This is a genomic window from Saccharopolyspora cebuensis, assembly GCF_039542665.1.
GTDB classification, from domain to species: Bacteria; Actinomycetota; Actinomycetes; order Mycobacteriales; family Pseudonocardiaceae; genus Saccharopolyspora; species Saccharopolyspora cebuensis.
Map to the genome: position 1 here is coordinate 29,134 of NZ_BAABII010000001.1, position 13,743 is coordinate 42,876.

Genomic DNA, 13,743 nt, shown 5'->3' on the forward strand with positions numbered 1-13,743 from the left:
TGCCCCTCACTCACGTCTCGAACGGGGTCAGCCCCAGATGAGCCAGCCGGTGCCGCCCGCCACGGCGAGGACGGCCGCGACGCCGAGCAGGATCGACAGGCCGCGGGCGGTCTTCCACGTCGCGTAGACGCCGCCGATGAGGAACCCGGCGAGGCCGAGCAGGATGATCGGTAGGAAGTCCCGCATGGCGCCGAGCCTACCCGGGGCGGATCTGCGTCCGGCCCGCGCTCAGAGCGCGCCCTTGGTGGACGGGACGACGCCGGCGAACCGCGGGTCCGGTTCGACGGCGGCGCGCAGCGCCCGGGCGATGGCCTTGTACTGGGCCTCCGCGATGTGGTGCGGGTCGCGGCCGTGGATCACCCGCACGTGCAGGTTGAGGTGCGCGTGGAAGGCGATCGACTCGAACACGTGCCGGTTCAGCACGAACGGGTAGTTCCCGCCGATGGTGAAGCTGTTGTACTGCTCGGGTTCCCCGGTGAGCACGCAGTAGGACCGGCCGGAGGCGTCCACGGCGGCGTGCGCCAGGGTCTCGTCCATCGGGATCCAGGCGTCGCCGAACCGACGGATGCCCGACTTGTCCCCGAGCGCCTCGCGCAGCGCCTGGCCGAGCACGATCGCGGTGTCCTCGACGACGTGGTGGGCGTCGATGTGGATGTCACCGCTGGACTTCACGGTGAGGTCGAGGGCGCCGTGGGTGCCCAGCGCGGTGAGCATGTGGTCGTAGAACGGCACCGAGGTGTCGATGTCGACCTGGCCGCTGCCGTCGAGGTCGAGGTCCACGAGCACCGAGGATTCCCGGGTGGTGCGCTCGATCCGGGCGGTGCGGGTGCCGAGCGGGAAGGCGTGGTTCACTGCGGGCTCTCCTCGGTCTGCGCGGCGATCTCGGCCACCGCGTCCTCGGCGGCGGCCAGGAACGCGTCGTTCTCCTCCGGCGTGCCCACGGTCACCCGCAGGTGCCCGGGGATGCCGACGTCGCGGATCAGCACGCCCCGGTCCAGGAACCGCCGCCAGGCGCGGTCGGCTTCGGCGAACGGTCCGAACAGGACGAAGTTGGCGTCGCTGTCCACCGGGGTGAAACCCAGGCGGCGCAACGCTTCGACGACCCGACCTCGCTCGTCGACGAGGTCCTTCACGGAGCCGAGGGTGGCCTCGGCGTGCCGCAGCGCGGCCCGCGCGGCGGCCTGCGTCGGGGCGGACAGGTGGTAGGGCAGGCGGACCAGCAGCAGCGCCTCGATCACCGCCGGGGCGGCGGCGAGGTAGCCGAGCCGACCACCGGCGAACGCGAACGCCTTGCTCATGGTGCGGCTGACGATCAGCTTGGCCGGGTGCTCGGCGATCAGCGCGATGGCGCTGGTCCGCGAGGAGAACTCGACGTAGGCCTCGTCGACGACCACCACACCCGGCGCGGCGTCGAGCACCGCGCGCAGGTCGTCGAGCCCGACGGACTGGCCGGTGGGGTTGTTCGGGCTGGTCACGAACACCACGTCCGGCTGCTTCTCGGCGATCGCGCGGGCCGCCGCCGGGCCGTCCAGGCTGAAGTCCGCGCGGCGCGGCGCGGGCACCCAGTCGGTGCGGGTGCCCGCGGACAGGATCGGGTGCATCGAGTACGACGGTTCGAAGCCCAGCGCGCTGCGCCCCGGTCCGCCGAAGGCCTGCAGGATCTGCTGCAGCACCTCGTTGGACCCGTTGGCCGCCCACACGTTGGCCGCCGACACGGTGACGCCGGTCGCGCCGGTGAGGTAGGCGGCCAGGTCGGCGCGCAGCTCCGCGGCGTCGCGGTCGGGGTAGCGGTGCAGCCCGGCCGCCACCTGCCGCACCGCCTCGGTCACGTCGCGGACCAGCTCGGGCGGCGGCGGGTACGGGTTCTCGTTGGTGTTGAGCCGGACCGCGACGTCGAGCTGCGGCGCCCCGTAGGGGCTGCGCCCGCGCAGGTCCGCGCGCAACGGCAGGTCGGCCAGCGTCGTGTCGCCGCCGAGCACATCGGTCATGGGAAGAGCACCTCGTTCGGTTCTGGGTCCGCTCAGCGGGGGAAGCGGGCGGTGACGGCCTGGCCGTGCGCGGGCAGGTCCTCGGCGTCGGCGAGCGCGACGACCTGGTCGGCGACCTCGCGCAGCGCCCGCTCGTCGTAGGAGATGACGTGGATGCCGCGCAGGAAGCTCTGCACGCTCAGCCCGGAGGAGTGCCGGGCGCAGCCGCCGGTGGGCAGCACGTGGTTGGAACCGGCGCAGTAGTCGCCCAGCGACACCGGCGCGTAGGGCCCGACGAAGATCGCGCCCGCGTTGCGCACCCGGACGGCGACCGCCTCGGCGTCGGCGGTCTGGATCTCCAGGTGCTCGGCGGCGTAGGCGTCGACCACCCGGACCCCGTCGTCGATCGAGGACACCAGGATGCAGCCGGACTGGCGGCCGGACAGCGCGGTGCGGATCCGCTCCTGGTGCTTGGTGGCGGCGACCTGCCGCTCCAGCTCCGCGTCGACCGCCTCGGCCAGCTCCGGCGCGGAGGTGACCAGCACGCTGGCCGCGAGGGTGTCGTGCTCGGCCTGGCTGATCAGGTCGGCGGCCACGTGGGCGGGGTCGGCGGTGGCGTCGGCCAGCACCGCGATCTCGGTCGGCCCGGCCTCGGAGTCGATCCCGATCAGGCTGCGCAAGTGGCGCTTGGCGGCGGTGACGTAGACGTTGCCGGGGCCGGTGACCATGTCGACCGGCGCCAGCTCGGCGCCGTCGGTGTCGGTGGCGCCGTGGGCCAGCAGCGCGACGGCCTGCGCGCCGCCCACCGCCCACACCTCGTCGACGCCCAGCAGCTCGGCGGCGGCCAGGATCGTCGGGTGCGGCAGGCCACCGCACTCCGCCTGCGGCGGGCTGCACACCACCAGCGACTCCACCCCGGCGGCCTGCGCGGGGACGACGTTCATCACGACGCTGGACGGGTAGACCGCCAGCCCGCCGGGCGCGTAGAGCCCGACCCGGGCCACCGGCACCCAGCGCTCGGTGACCGTGCCGCCGGGCGCCACCTGGGTGGTGGTGTCGGTGCGCCGCTGGTCGGCGTGGACCGCGCGGGCGCGCCGGATCGACTCCTCCAGCGCGGCGCGGACCTGCGGGTCCAGCCCGGCCAGGGCCTCCCGCAGGGCCTCGGCGGGCACCCGGATCCGGTCCGGGCGGACCCCGTCGAACCGCTCGGTGAACTCCAGCACACCGTCCACGCCCCGGTCGCGGACCGCCTCGATCACCGGCCGCACCTGATGCAGCACGTGCTCCACGTCCGTTTCGGCGCGCGGCAGCGTCGCGCGCAGCTCGACGGTGGACGGGACACGACCGCGCAGGTCGGTACGGGTCAGCATGGGCATCCTTCCGGCACCGGGGTTGACGCCTACCAGGGTAGTCGTCCGCCGCCGGGTGCCGACGCCGAACCTCGGCGGGCGCGGAGCAATCCTCGCCACGCGCTTGCCCGCCGCTCCTCGGCACCGCACGCTTCCCACCGCGGGGGGTCACCCGAGCGAGCGGAGACGGCGATGCGGACGAGTTCTCGGCGCACGGCGGTGGCGGTGGCCGCCGCGTGCCTGACCCTGGCGGCCCACGCGGGCGTGACGGCCGCCGCGGCACCGGCCGGCGGGACCGGCGACACCCGGGCGATCTACGCGGTGCCCGGCACCGACGTCCAGGAGCGCACCGCGATCAACCGCACCGGGGCCCTGGTGCTCTCGGTGTCCGGCGGCGAGGCGGTGGTCGAGGCCACACCGGAGCAGGCGGAGCGGATGCGCGCCGCCGGGCTGGCACCGCAGCGGCGCGCCTCGGTGGCCGCCGAGCTGGCCCGCCGGGGCCAGGGCGCGCCCGGCGACTTCCCGCCGGAGGACCGCGGCTACCACAACTACGACGAGGTGGTCGCCGAGCTCGGCGCCGCGGTCGCCGACCACCCGGACATCGCGACCCTGACCAGCGCGGGCACCTCGCACGAGGGGCGCGACATCCCCGTGCTCAAGATCAGCGACAACGCCGGGCAGGACGAGGCCGAGCCGGAGGTGCTGTTCGACTGCAACCAGCACGCGCGCGAGCACCTGACCACCGAGATGTGCCTGCGGATCGTGGAGCGGTTCACCGACGGGTACGCCACCGACCCGGCGATCGCCGAGATGGTCGACAGCCGTGAGCTGTGGGTGATCCCGGTGGTCAACCCGGACGGGTCGATCCACGACGTCGCCTCCGGGCAGTACCTGGGCTGGCGCAAGAACCGGCAGGGGCCCGGCACCGACCTCAACCGCAACTGGGGCCACAAGTGGGGCTGCTGCGGCGGCTCCAGCGGGAACCCGAACGCGGAGACCTACCGGGGGACCGAGCCGTGGTCGGCCCCCGAGACCGCCGCGCTGCGCGACTTCATCGACTCCCGGGTGGTCGGCGGCGAGCAGCAGATCGAGGCCGCGATCGACTTCCACACCTACTCGGAGCTGGTGCTCTGGCCGTTCGGGTACACCACCGACCAGGTCACCGAGGGCATGACCCAGGAGCAGTACGACCGGTTCGAACGGGTCGGCACCGAGATGGCCCGCACCAACGGCTACACCCCGCAGCAGGCCAGCGGGCTCTACATCACCGACGGCGGCAGCCTGGACTGGATGTGGGCCGAGCACGGCATCCTGGCCTTCACCTTCGAGATGTACCCGGCCCAGGGCGGCGGCCTGGAGGGCTTCTACCCGCCGGACGAGGTCATCGCCGAGGAGACCGCCCGGAATGACGAGGCAGTAGACGTCCTCATCCGGGAGGCCGGGGTGTGATCTGTGTTGTGGTCCTTTTGCTTGGCGGTGCCGGTAGCGGAACCTCAGCGGCCTTCTCGCTCCGGGCGCCCTTCCTCATGTACCAACCACGTACACAGCGTCAGGGCGTCCTCGCGAGAAGGCCGCTGAGAACCCGCGGCGGTGCAAGCTGCGTGCGTGGGGCAAGGCGGAAGCGGCTTCGCCGCTTGCCTGACGGGGGTCGGGTGAGCAGGCGGGTTGCTGCGCTGCTTGCCTGACCAGGGCCGCGCTCCGCAACCGGACCGCAGCCGTCCGGTGCACCCGGCCCGTCGTCGGGTGCACCGGGCGGCGACAATGGGGGCATGTCCGCCGAACCCGCCACCGGAACGTCCACCGTCGCCGAACCGGCGGTGGTGCGGGTCGGCTCGTGGCTGGTCGGGCCGCTGCTGGGCGCGGCGGTGCTGTTCGTCGTGAAGCTTGTCTCGGACTGGGTGGCCGGGTTGTCCTGGGCGCCGTTCCAGGGCGTGTTCGTGCTCGTCGCCGACATCCCCGAGCCGTGGGGCCTGACCGCCTCGCTGGCGGTGGGCGCGGTGATCGGCCTGGGCTTCGCCGGGCTGTGGTCCCAGGAGCGGATCAGCGCCGAAGTGGCCCCGGACCGGCTGGTGCTCGCCCGCGACCGCACCGAGCGGACCTTCCGGCGCGGCGAGGTCGGTGCCGTGTTCGTCGAGGGCAAGGAGCTGGTGCTGCTCGACGAGTCCGGCGCCGAGCTGGTCCGGCAGCGCACCGGGCTGGACCGCCGCGAGCTGGCGGCGGCGCTGCGGCGGCACGGCTTCCCGTGGCACGGCGGTGATCCGCACCGCGCCCGCTACCGGCCGTGGGAACCCGACGAACCCGAGCTGGGGCTGCGGATCAACGCCCTGTTCGCCGAGCGGGCCCGCGCCCTGCGCCGCCGCGACCGCAAGGAGGCCGCGCGGCTGCGGGCCGAGCTGGCCGAGCGCGGCGTGGTGGTCCGCGACGAGCGCAAGCAGCAGCGGTGGCGGTGGGCCGAGCTGGGCTGATCGCGTGACCGGCCGGGCGCGACGCTCCGCCGATCACCGTCGGCGGTGGGAGAATCCGCCGGGTGGATGGCGTGTTCTGGAACCTGGCCCTGGTCCTGGTGTTCGTCCTGGTCGGCGGGTACTTCGCCGCGGCCGAGATCGCCCTGGTGTCGCTGCGCGAAGGCCAGGTGCGGCGGCTGGCGGACAGCTCGAAGCGGGGAGGGCGGGTGGCGCGGCTGCGGGCGGATTCCAACCGGTTCCTGTCCGCGGTGCAGATCGGCGTGACCTTCGCGGGCTTCTTCGCCTCCAGCTACGGCGGCGCGACCATCGCGGTGCGCGTCGAACCGGTGCTGACCGGCTGGGGCCTGCCGGTCGGGCTGGCCGCGACGGTGGCGCTGCTGCTGGTGACGCTGTTCGTCTCCTACCTGTCGCTGGTGTTCGGCGAACTGGCGCCCAAGCGGCTGGCGCTGCAGAAGTCCGAGGGCGTCGCGCTGGTCACCGCCGGGGTGCTGGACTGGCTGGCGACGCTGTTCCGCCCGCTGATCTGGCTGCTGTCCAAGTCCACCAACGCGGTGGTGCGGCTGATCGGCATGGACCCGCGGGAGAGCGGGGAGGCGGTCAGCCAGGAGGAGCTGCGCGACATGGTGCGCACCAACGAGCAGCTCACCGTGGAGGAGCGCAGGCTGCTCACCGACGCCTTCGAGGCCGGTGACCGGGTGCTCGGCGAGATCATGGTGCCGCGCACCGAGGTCGACTTCCTGGACCTGTCGATGACGCTGCCGGACGCCATCGCCGAGGTCGCCGACAAGCCGCACTCCCGCTACCCGGTGGTCCGGGACACCGCCGACGACGTGATCGGCTTCATCCACGTCCGCGACCTGCTCACCACCGGCCACGACAACCCGCGCGGCGTGCGCAAGGTCGGCGACCTGGCCCGGCCGGTGATCGCGCTGCCCGCCAGCAAACCGGTGCTGGCGGCGTTGTCCCAGATGCGGCGGCGCGGCGGGCACCTGGTCGTGGTCGTCGACGAATACGGCGGCACCGCGGGGATCGTCACCGTGGAGGACGTCGTGGAGGAGGTCGTCGGCGACATCTGGGACGAGTACGACCCCAGCGCCGCCCCGGTGCGACCGGGACCGGACGGCAGCTACGAGGTCGACGGCCTGCTGCACCGCGGCGACTTCGTCGACCAGACCGGCATCACGCTGCCGGAGGGCCCCTACGACACGGTGGCCGGGTTCGTGGTGAACGGCCTGGGCCGGGTGCCCGCGGAGGGCGAGACGCTGGAGGCGCTGGGCCACCGGTTCACGGTGAAAAGGATGGAAGGACACAGAGTAGCCCGCCTTCAGGTGACGCGGCTGTGAGTGCTGTGGTCCTTTTGCGTGGCGGTGCCAGTGGCGGGACCTCAGCGGCCTTCTCGTCGGGAAGAGGTGTGGTGGTCGCGTTGGTGCGGTGCGGGTGGCGGAACCTCAGCGGCCTTCTCGCTCCGGGCGCCCTTCCTCATGTACCAACCACGTACACAGCGTCAGGGCGTCCTCGCGAGAAGACCGCTGAGAACCCGCGGCGGTGCCAGTTGCGAGGGTGGGGTAGTGCGGAAGCGGCTTTCGCCGCTTGCCTGACGGTGGTTGCGGTGGCTTGCCCGGTGCGACGCCGCTTGCCTGACGGTGGTTCCGTTTGGCGCGTGCGTGGTCGCCTGACGTCCGGGGACGGCGTGCTGACGAGCGGCGGGCGGGGGCCCGCCGCTCCCCCGCGTCAGCCCAGTGCCAAGAACAGCGCGCCGACCACGATGCCGACCACGACCACGACGGCAGCCGTCACCAGCACCGCACGCATCTTCGGCCGGTCCTCGCGCACCTCGTTCTGCGCGCGCTCGCGCCACTGCATGAACGTGGTGCCTTCGCCCTCGCTCATCGTCGACTCCCATGCTCATCGTTGATCGGTCCCCGACACGATGTCATATCGAACCAGTACCGAGTGGGACGACGTGCGCGGCCCAGTGGTCGAGCAATTCCTCGTCGTGGCTGATCGCCAGCACGCCGGTGCCGTCCTCGCGCACCCGGCGGTCGACCACCCGCACCAGGGCGGCCGTGGTGGAGGCGTCGAGCATGGCGGTCATCTCGTCGCAGACCAGGTAGCGGGGCTCCAGCGCCAGCGCGCGGGCCAGGCACGCCCGCTGGAGCTGGCCGTCGCTGACCTCGTGCGGACGGCGGGTCAGCAGCTCGGGGGTCAGCCCGACCTCCTCGGCCAGCGCGTCGACGGCGTCCGGCCGCCCGGTGGCGCGCAGCGGCTCGGCGACGACCTGGCGCAGCGTGAAGCGCTGGTCCACCGCCGGGCGCGGGTGCTGGAACACCACGCCCACCGCGGTGCGCTGGGCGCGCGGCGTGGCGTGCCGGAACCGGTGGACCGGCTCGCCGTCGAGGACCACCCGGCCGGACCACGGCTGCTGGAGCAGCGCCAGCACACGCGCCAGGGTGGACTTGCCGCAGCCGCTCGGGCCCGCGAGCCCGACCACGGTCCCCGGCGGGACCTCCAGGTTCACCCCGTCGAGCACGGGTTCGCCCTTCCGGTACCCGGCGACCAGGTCGGTGCCGCTCAGCACGGCGGGTGCGCGGCGACCGACCGGTCGCCGAGGTCGAGGAGCTCCGGGTTCCCCGTGCAGGGGGCGAAGCCGGGCACGTCCGGGCAGCGGTGGCAGAACGCGCAGCCCCATTCCTCCTCCAGGCGGTCCAGCTCGGTGAGCACCGGCGGGTGGCCGGGGATCGGCCGGAACCCGCCGCCGGGCAGCGCGCCGAGCAACCCCGCGGTGTAGGGGTGCCACGGGTCGGCGAAGACCTCCTCGGCGGGTCCGGACTCGACGATCCGGCTGGCGTACATCACCGCCACGTCGGTGGCGACCCGGCGGGCCGCGGCGAGGTCGTGGGTGATCAGCAGCACCGCGCGCTGCTCGTCGGTGGCGGCGGCGAGCAGGTCGAGGGTGCGGTGCACCAGCGGTCGGTCCAGCCCGGTGGTCGGCTCGTCGGCCAGCACCACCGGCGGATCACCGGCCAGCGCCAGCGCCACCGCGACCCGCTGCGCCATCCCGCCCGAGAGCTCGTGCGGGTAGCGGTCGAGGTCGGCCGGGCGCAGCCCGACCTCCTCCGCGAGCGCGTCGGCCGCGTCCGGCCCCGAGTCCGGGCGCAGCGCCCGCAGCACCTCGGCGAGCTGCGCGCGGGCGGTGCGCACCGGGGTCAGGTGGGTGCTCGCCGACTGCGGGACCAGGCCCAGCAGCCGGCCCCGGACCCGCCGGGACAGCACCCGTTCCGGCGCGGCGAGCAGTTCGGTGCCGTCGGCGAGCCGCGCCGCCCCGCGCACCCGCGCGTTGCCCGGCAGCAGCCCCAGCAGCGCCGAGGCCAGCACCGACTTGCCGCACCCCGATTCGCCCACCAGCGCCAGCACCCGGCCGGGCCGCAGCCGCAGCGAGGCGTCGCTGACCGCGCGCACCTCGCCGCGCCCGCCGCCCAGCGCGAAGCGCACCGACAACCGGTCCAGCTCCAGCAGCGGTTCGGTGGTCACCCCGCTCGTGATCGTCACAGCGCCCACTCCGATCGTCTCCTCGGCACCACCCGGTCGCGCCAGGTGGCGGCCACCCCGGACACGGCGAGGGTGGTCAGGACCAGCAGCAGCGACGGGAACAGCACCATCCACCACGCGCCGAGCAGCACGGCCTCCCGCCCGTCGCCGAGCAGGGTGCCGATGCTGGCCAGGTGCGGGGGCAGGCCCAGTCCCAGGAAGCTCAGCGCGGTCTCGTGCCAGACCGCGTGCGGCACCAGCAGCACCGCCGACAGCGCGGCCTGCGGCACGATCGCGGGCAGCAGGTGCCGGTGCAGCACCCGCCACCGCGACGACCCGCCCGCGATGGCCGCGTCCACGTGCGGGCGGCGCCGCAGCGAGAGCACCTCGGTGCGCACGATGCGGGCCACCGTCGTCCAGTGCGTCGCCGCGATGGAGAGGATCACCGCGACCAGCGAGCCGCGGTACAGCGCCACGATCACGATCCCCAGCAGCAGGTGCGGGACCGCGTTGACGGTGTCCACCAGCCGCATCAGCAGCCGGTCGGTCCAGCCGCCCAGCGACCCGGCCACCGCGCCGACCAGCGCGCCGAGCACCGCCGACACCACCGCGCACAACGCCGCCACCAGCAGCGAGACCCGCAGTCCGGCGAAGGACTGGGCGAACAGGTCGCGCCCGCCGGTGTCGGTGCCGAACGGGTGCGCCGGGGAGGGCGGCAGCCGCACCTGGTCGTAGCGCACCGAGGCATCCCCGGCCAGCGCGGGCACCGCGATCGCGCCGAGCACCAGCAGGCCGAGCAGGGCGGGGCCGCCGATCCGGCGGGCGGCCAGGCGCAGCCCCACCGCCCGGCCGCGCGGCGTGCCCGCGCGAGCGCGCCCCGCCGGGCGCCACGGTCCGGGATCCACCAGCGGCTCAGCCATCGACGCTCACCCTCGGGTCCAGCAGCAGCGCGGCGATGTCGGCCAGCAGCGAGCCGAGCAGCACCGCGAGGGTGGCGACCAAGGTGATGATCGCCAGCAGCGGGTAGTCCACGGCCGTCGCGGCGGTGACCACCGCGGCGGCCAACCCGGGCCAGGAGAAGACCTCCTCCACCAGCACCGCCCCGGTGACCAGCTCCGGGATGCGGGCGCCGAGCAGCGCCACGAACGGCAGCAGCGCGGTGGGCAGCGCGTGCTTGAGCACCACCACCCGCTCCCCGAGGCCGCGGGCCCGCGCGCCGGTCACGTGGTCCTCGGCGAGCGCGGTGAGCATCGACTGCCGCACGTGCAGCACCAGCCACGGCGTCTGCGACACGCCCAGCACCAGGGCGGGCAGCAGCAGGTGCTCGACGACCTGGCCGACCGTGACGGCGCTGCCCGCGTCGGTCAGCCCGGCCACCGGCAGCCACCCCAGGCCCAGCGAGAACACCGCGATGGACAGCAGCGCGAGCACGAACGGCGGCACACCCTCCATCGCGTGCCCCAGCGCGGTGACCGCCCGGTCCAGCCAGCCGCCCTGCCGCCACGCGGCGGCGGTGCCCAGCACCAAGGCCAGCAGCACCGCGAGCAGCAGGCCGGTGGCGGCCAGCAGGATCGTCCAGGGCAGCCGCTCGGCGACCACCTGGGCCACCGGCTGCCGGAACGAGCGGGACACCCCGAGGTCGCCGCCGAGCACCCCGGTCACCCAGTTCCAGAACTGCGCCAGCACCGGCTCGTCCAGGCCCAGCTCGGCGCGGACCCGGGCCACGTCGGCGGCCGAGGCGCTGTAGAGCTGCACCCCGAAGTACTGGTGGACCGGGTCGAACGGGGAGGCGGCGGCGAGCAGGAACACGCCGAACGCCACGACCACGACGACCGGGACGGCGAAGCCGAGCCGGCGCAGCACCAACCGGCCGACCGCGGCCCGCCGGGTCACCGCCGGTGCGCTCATGCGGCGGGCTTCCAGTCCTGGAGGTTCCACCACGGTCCCCACGTGGTGCCGTGGGTGTGCGGCTCGACGACCGGCCGGTAGCCGTCCCAGACGCCCTCGCGCATCACGTAGGCGTGGTCGATGAAGGTCAGGTACACCAGGCCCGGGTCCTCGACGTAGGCGCGCTGGACGGTGCGGTAGTGCGCGGCGCGCTCGGCCGGGTCGGTGGACCGGCGGGCGGCGTCGAGCGCGGCGTCCACCTCGGCGTTGCGGTACTTGCCGGGGTTGTTGTACGTGCCGGTGCCGATCGCCGAGGAGTGCAGGCTGTCGTAGCTCTGCGGGTCGGCGTCCACCGGGTTGCCGCCGCCGAGCACGATGCCGTCGGTGTCCAGCCGGGCGGGCACCGCGGCCCGGTCCACCCCGGCGAGTTCGACGTGGACGCCGATCGCCGCGGCGTCGGAGGCGAAGGCGCGGGCGAGGTCCTCGCGCAGGCTGTCGTCGGCGAAGTACATCACGGTGAACTCGGCCCGCTGCCCGCCGCGCTGCCGCACGCCGTCGGGACCGGCCCGCCACCCGGCCTCGTCGAGGATCCGGGCGGCGCGGTCCGGGTCGAAGGGGAAGGTCGCCGCGGGCTCGTGCTCCTCGGCCATCGATCCCGGGATGGGGGTGTGCGCCGGGGTGCCGTGCCCGCCGAGCAGCGCGTCGATCATGCCCTGCCGGTTGACCGCGAGGTTCAGCGCCTCGCGCACCGCCGGATCACCGGTGACCGGGTGGTCGTTGGGCAGCGCGATGGCCCGGTAGTCGGCGGTCTCGTGGTAGACGGTGCGGTAGCCGTCCCGGCCGACGCTCTCGGCGAGCACCGGGGGCAGCACCGTGCCGTCGAACTCGCCGGAGCGCAGCCGCTGCGCCCGGGTGTTGTCGTCCTCGGCGAAGGCCACCGTGACGTCCTTGATCGCGGGTGCGCCGCCCCAGTAGTCCTCGTTGGCCCGCCAGGTCATCTGGTCGCCGCGGCGCCATTCGACCAGCTCGTAGGGGCCGGTGCCGACGGGCCGGGTGTTCAGCGGGGACTCCGCCAGCGGCGCGGGCTCGGCCAGCGCCTCGCTCGGCACGATGCCCAGCACCATCCGGGCGGGGAACGCCGAGTAGGGGTAGGCGAGGTCGAAGCGCACGGTGCGCGGGTCCAGCGCGCTCACCCGCTCGACCATCGCGTAGTCGGAGCCGACCGTGGACGCGTAGGCCGGGTCGGTGGCGGCCCGGTAGGTCGCCACCACGTCCTCGGCGTCGAACGGGGTGCCGTCGTGGAACCGGACGCCCTCGCGGAGGGTCACCGTCCAGCTCCGCGCGTCCGGGCTCGGCCGCGGCGGCGCGGCGGCCAGCGCCGGTCGCAGCTCGGACCGGCCGTCGAAGGCGAGCAGCCCGTCGTAGAACTTGGACGCGCCTTCCAGCCCGTAGCCCAGCAGCGGGTTCAGGCTCTCCGGCTCGTAGCCGTCGGCCAGCAGCATCGAGCGGGGATCGGAGCCCGAGCCGCCCGCCGGGGTCGGCGCGGCGCACCCGGACGCGAGCAGACCCAGCACGGCGGGCCCGGCGAGGAGAACAGCACGACGATTCAGCACTACTGGACCATAAGTGCAACTGCAACTAGCTTTCAATAAGAAGCCGCCGCCGCGCCCGACACACCCACCCCCGACCGGACCGGTGCGGCCTTCCCCGAGTGAGGGGCACCCTTGTCCGAGCTAGCCGGCTGAAGGTGCCCCTCCCCCAGCCCCCGAACGGGTGGTCCGGTTCGAGGTGAGGGGCACCCTTGTCCGAGTTACTTGGGCAAGGGTGCCCCTCACTCACGTTCCGAACGGGTGATGCGCCGGGGTCAGGCGACCGGGTCGGGCATGCGCCGGACCGCGTAGTCGCAGGCGAGGGTGTCGCCGGTGTCGGGGTCGCCGAGCTCGACGCGCCAGCGGTCGGCGAACTGGTCCACGCCGGGCAGCATCGGGATCGTGCCGGACAGCAGCACCACGCCCGGCCGCAGCAGGTCGCGCTCGCGCAGGTCGGCCAGCCAGTACCCGGGGTCGAGCAGCTCGGCGAGGGTGCCCCGCTGGATCGGCGCGCCGTCGGCCCACGCCGTCAGGGTGAGCCGGTCGATCCGGTCGGCGACGTCGACCAGCCGCCAGGCGCGGTCACCGAGGACGTCCGGTCCGGCCTGCTTGCTCCAGGCCACGCCGTGCACCTCCAGGTCCCGGTCGGTGTGGTCGCAGGCGGCGGTGAGCAGCACGTCGCGCTCCTCGGGCCCGGTGACCACCAGCGCCCACTCCGCCTCCCCGGAGGTGCGGCCGTGCTGCACCGGCACCTCGTCGGTCTGCATCGCCAGGTACGGCGCCACCGGGTAGAGGCACGGGGTCCGGGTCGGCGCCGGGACGCCCAGTTCGGCGAGCTCGGCCACGTGCGCGGCCACGTCCTGCTGGCTGCGCCCGGCGTACCCGGCGTTGAGCGCCGCGGTGACGGCCACCTCCACGACCTCGTCGCCGACTCCGAAACGAAGTGGTGACATCGCAC

Annotated in this window: 14 protein-coding genes; 3 read left to right on the forward strand and 11 right to left on the reverse strand. The window is 74.2% G+C overall.

Annotated features, from left to right (window positions below):
- Positions 1 to 27: 27 nt before the first annotated feature.
- The 4 genes from ABD976_RS00125 to hisD are packed head-to-tail and all read right to left on the reverse strand — an operon-like array spanning position 28 to position 3,337.
- Positions 28 to 186: a hypothetical protein gene (locus ABD976_RS00125; protein ID WP_345355044.1), complete on the reverse strand. Its 159-nt coding sequence runs from the start codon at positions 184 to 186 to the stop codon at positions 28 to 30.
- 42 nt (positions 187 to 228) lie between these two features.
- Entirely contained in the window at positions 229 to 852 is a 624-nt protein-coding gene (gene hisB, locus ABD976_RS00130) for an imidazoleglycerol-phosphate dehydratase HisB (RefSeq protein WP_345355047.1), read from the reverse strand.
- Positions 849 to 1,988, reverse strand: coding sequence for a histidinol-phosphate transaminase (locus ABD976_RS00135; protein ID WP_345355050.1), 1,140 nt, complete (start codon positions 1,986 to 1,988; stop codon positions 849 to 851). The genes hisB and ABD976_RS00135 overlap by 4 nt, the downstream gene beginning before the upstream one ends.
- 32 nt (positions 1,989 to 2,020) lie before the next feature.
- Positions 2,021 to 3,337, reverse strand: a complete 1,317-nt coding sequence (gene hisD / locus ABD976_RS00140) for a histidinol dehydrogenase (protein WP_345355053.1) — start codon at positions 3,335 to 3,337, stop codon at positions 2,021 to 2,023.
- 171 nt (positions 3,338 to 3,508) lie between these two features.
- Between hisD and ABD976_RS00145 the strand changes: the two genes are divergently transcribed.
- From ABD976_RS00145 to ABD976_RS00155, 3 genes are all read left to right on the forward strand, one after another.
- On the forward strand, positions 3,509 to 4,765 hold the full coding sequence (locus ABD976_RS00145) for a M14 family zinc carboxypeptidase (RefSeq protein WP_345355056.1): 1,257 nt from the start codon (positions 3,509 to 3,511) through the stop codon (positions 4,763 to 4,765).
- A 320-nt stretch (positions 4,766 to 5,085) separates the two neighbouring features.
- Positions 5,086 to 5,781, forward strand: a complete 696-nt coding sequence (locus ABD976_RS00150) for a YqeB family protein (RefSeq protein WP_345355059.1) — start codon at positions 5,086 to 5,088, stop codon at positions 5,779 to 5,781.
- A gap of 62 nt (positions 5,782 to 5,843) precedes the next feature.
- Positions 5,844 to 7,124, forward strand: coding sequence for a hemolysin family protein (locus tag ABD976_RS00155; RefSeq protein WP_345355062.1), 1,281 nt, complete (start codon positions 5,844 to 5,846; stop codon positions 7,122 to 7,124).
- Between the two features lie 388 nt (positions 7,125 to 7,512).
- On the opposite strand, the gene ABD976_RS00160 is transcribed toward ABD976_RS00155, so the two are convergent.
- The 7 genes from ABD976_RS00160 to ABD976_RS00190 form a co-directional block, all read right to left on the reverse strand.
- On the reverse strand, positions 7,513 to 7,671 hold the full coding sequence (locus ABD976_RS00160) for a hypothetical protein (RefSeq protein ID WP_345355065.1): 159 nt from the start codon (positions 7,669 to 7,671) through the stop codon (positions 7,513 to 7,515).
- A 43-nt stretch (positions 7,672 to 7,714) separates the two neighbouring features.
- Positions 7,715 to 8,359: an ABC transporter ATP-binding protein gene (locus tag ABD976_RS00165; protein WP_345355068.1), complete on the reverse strand. Its 645-nt coding sequence runs from the start codon at positions 8,357 to 8,359 to the stop codon at positions 7,715 to 7,717.
- Positions 8,353 to 9,339: an ABC transporter ATP-binding protein gene (locus ABD976_RS00170; protein WP_345355071.1), complete on the reverse strand. Its 987-nt coding sequence runs from the start codon at positions 9,337 to 9,339 to the stop codon at positions 8,353 to 8,355. Before ABD976_RS00170 ends, ABD976_RS00165 begins: the two co-directional genes overlap by 7 nt.
- A complete protein-coding gene (locus ABD976_RS00175; protein ID WP_345355074.1) occupies positions 9,327 to 10,229 on the reverse strand; it encodes an ABC transporter permease in 903 nt (300 codons plus the stop codon). The genes ABD976_RS00170 and ABD976_RS00175 overlap by 13 nt, the downstream gene beginning before the upstream one ends.
- A complete protein-coding gene (locus ABD976_RS00180) occupies positions 10,222 to 11,217 on the reverse strand; it encodes an ABC transporter permease (RefSeq protein WP_345355078.1) in 996 nt (331 codons plus the stop codon). The genes ABD976_RS00175 and ABD976_RS00180 overlap by 8 nt, the downstream gene beginning before the upstream one ends.
- Positions 11,214 to 12,809: an ABC transporter substrate-binding protein gene (locus ABD976_RS00185; protein ID WP_345355081.1), complete on the reverse strand. Its 1,596-nt coding sequence runs from the start codon at positions 12,807 to 12,809 to the stop codon at positions 11,214 to 11,216. Before ABD976_RS00185 ends, ABD976_RS00180 begins: the two co-directional genes overlap by 4 nt.
- 251 nt (positions 12,810 to 13,060) lie before the next feature.
- Complete coding sequence (locus ABD976_RS00190) at positions 13,061 to 13,738, reverse strand: DUF2848 domain-containing protein (RefSeq protein WP_345355084.1); 678 nt, start codon at positions 13,736 to 13,738, stop codon at positions 13,061 to 13,063.
- Positions 13,739 to 13,743 lie beyond the last annotated feature (5 nt).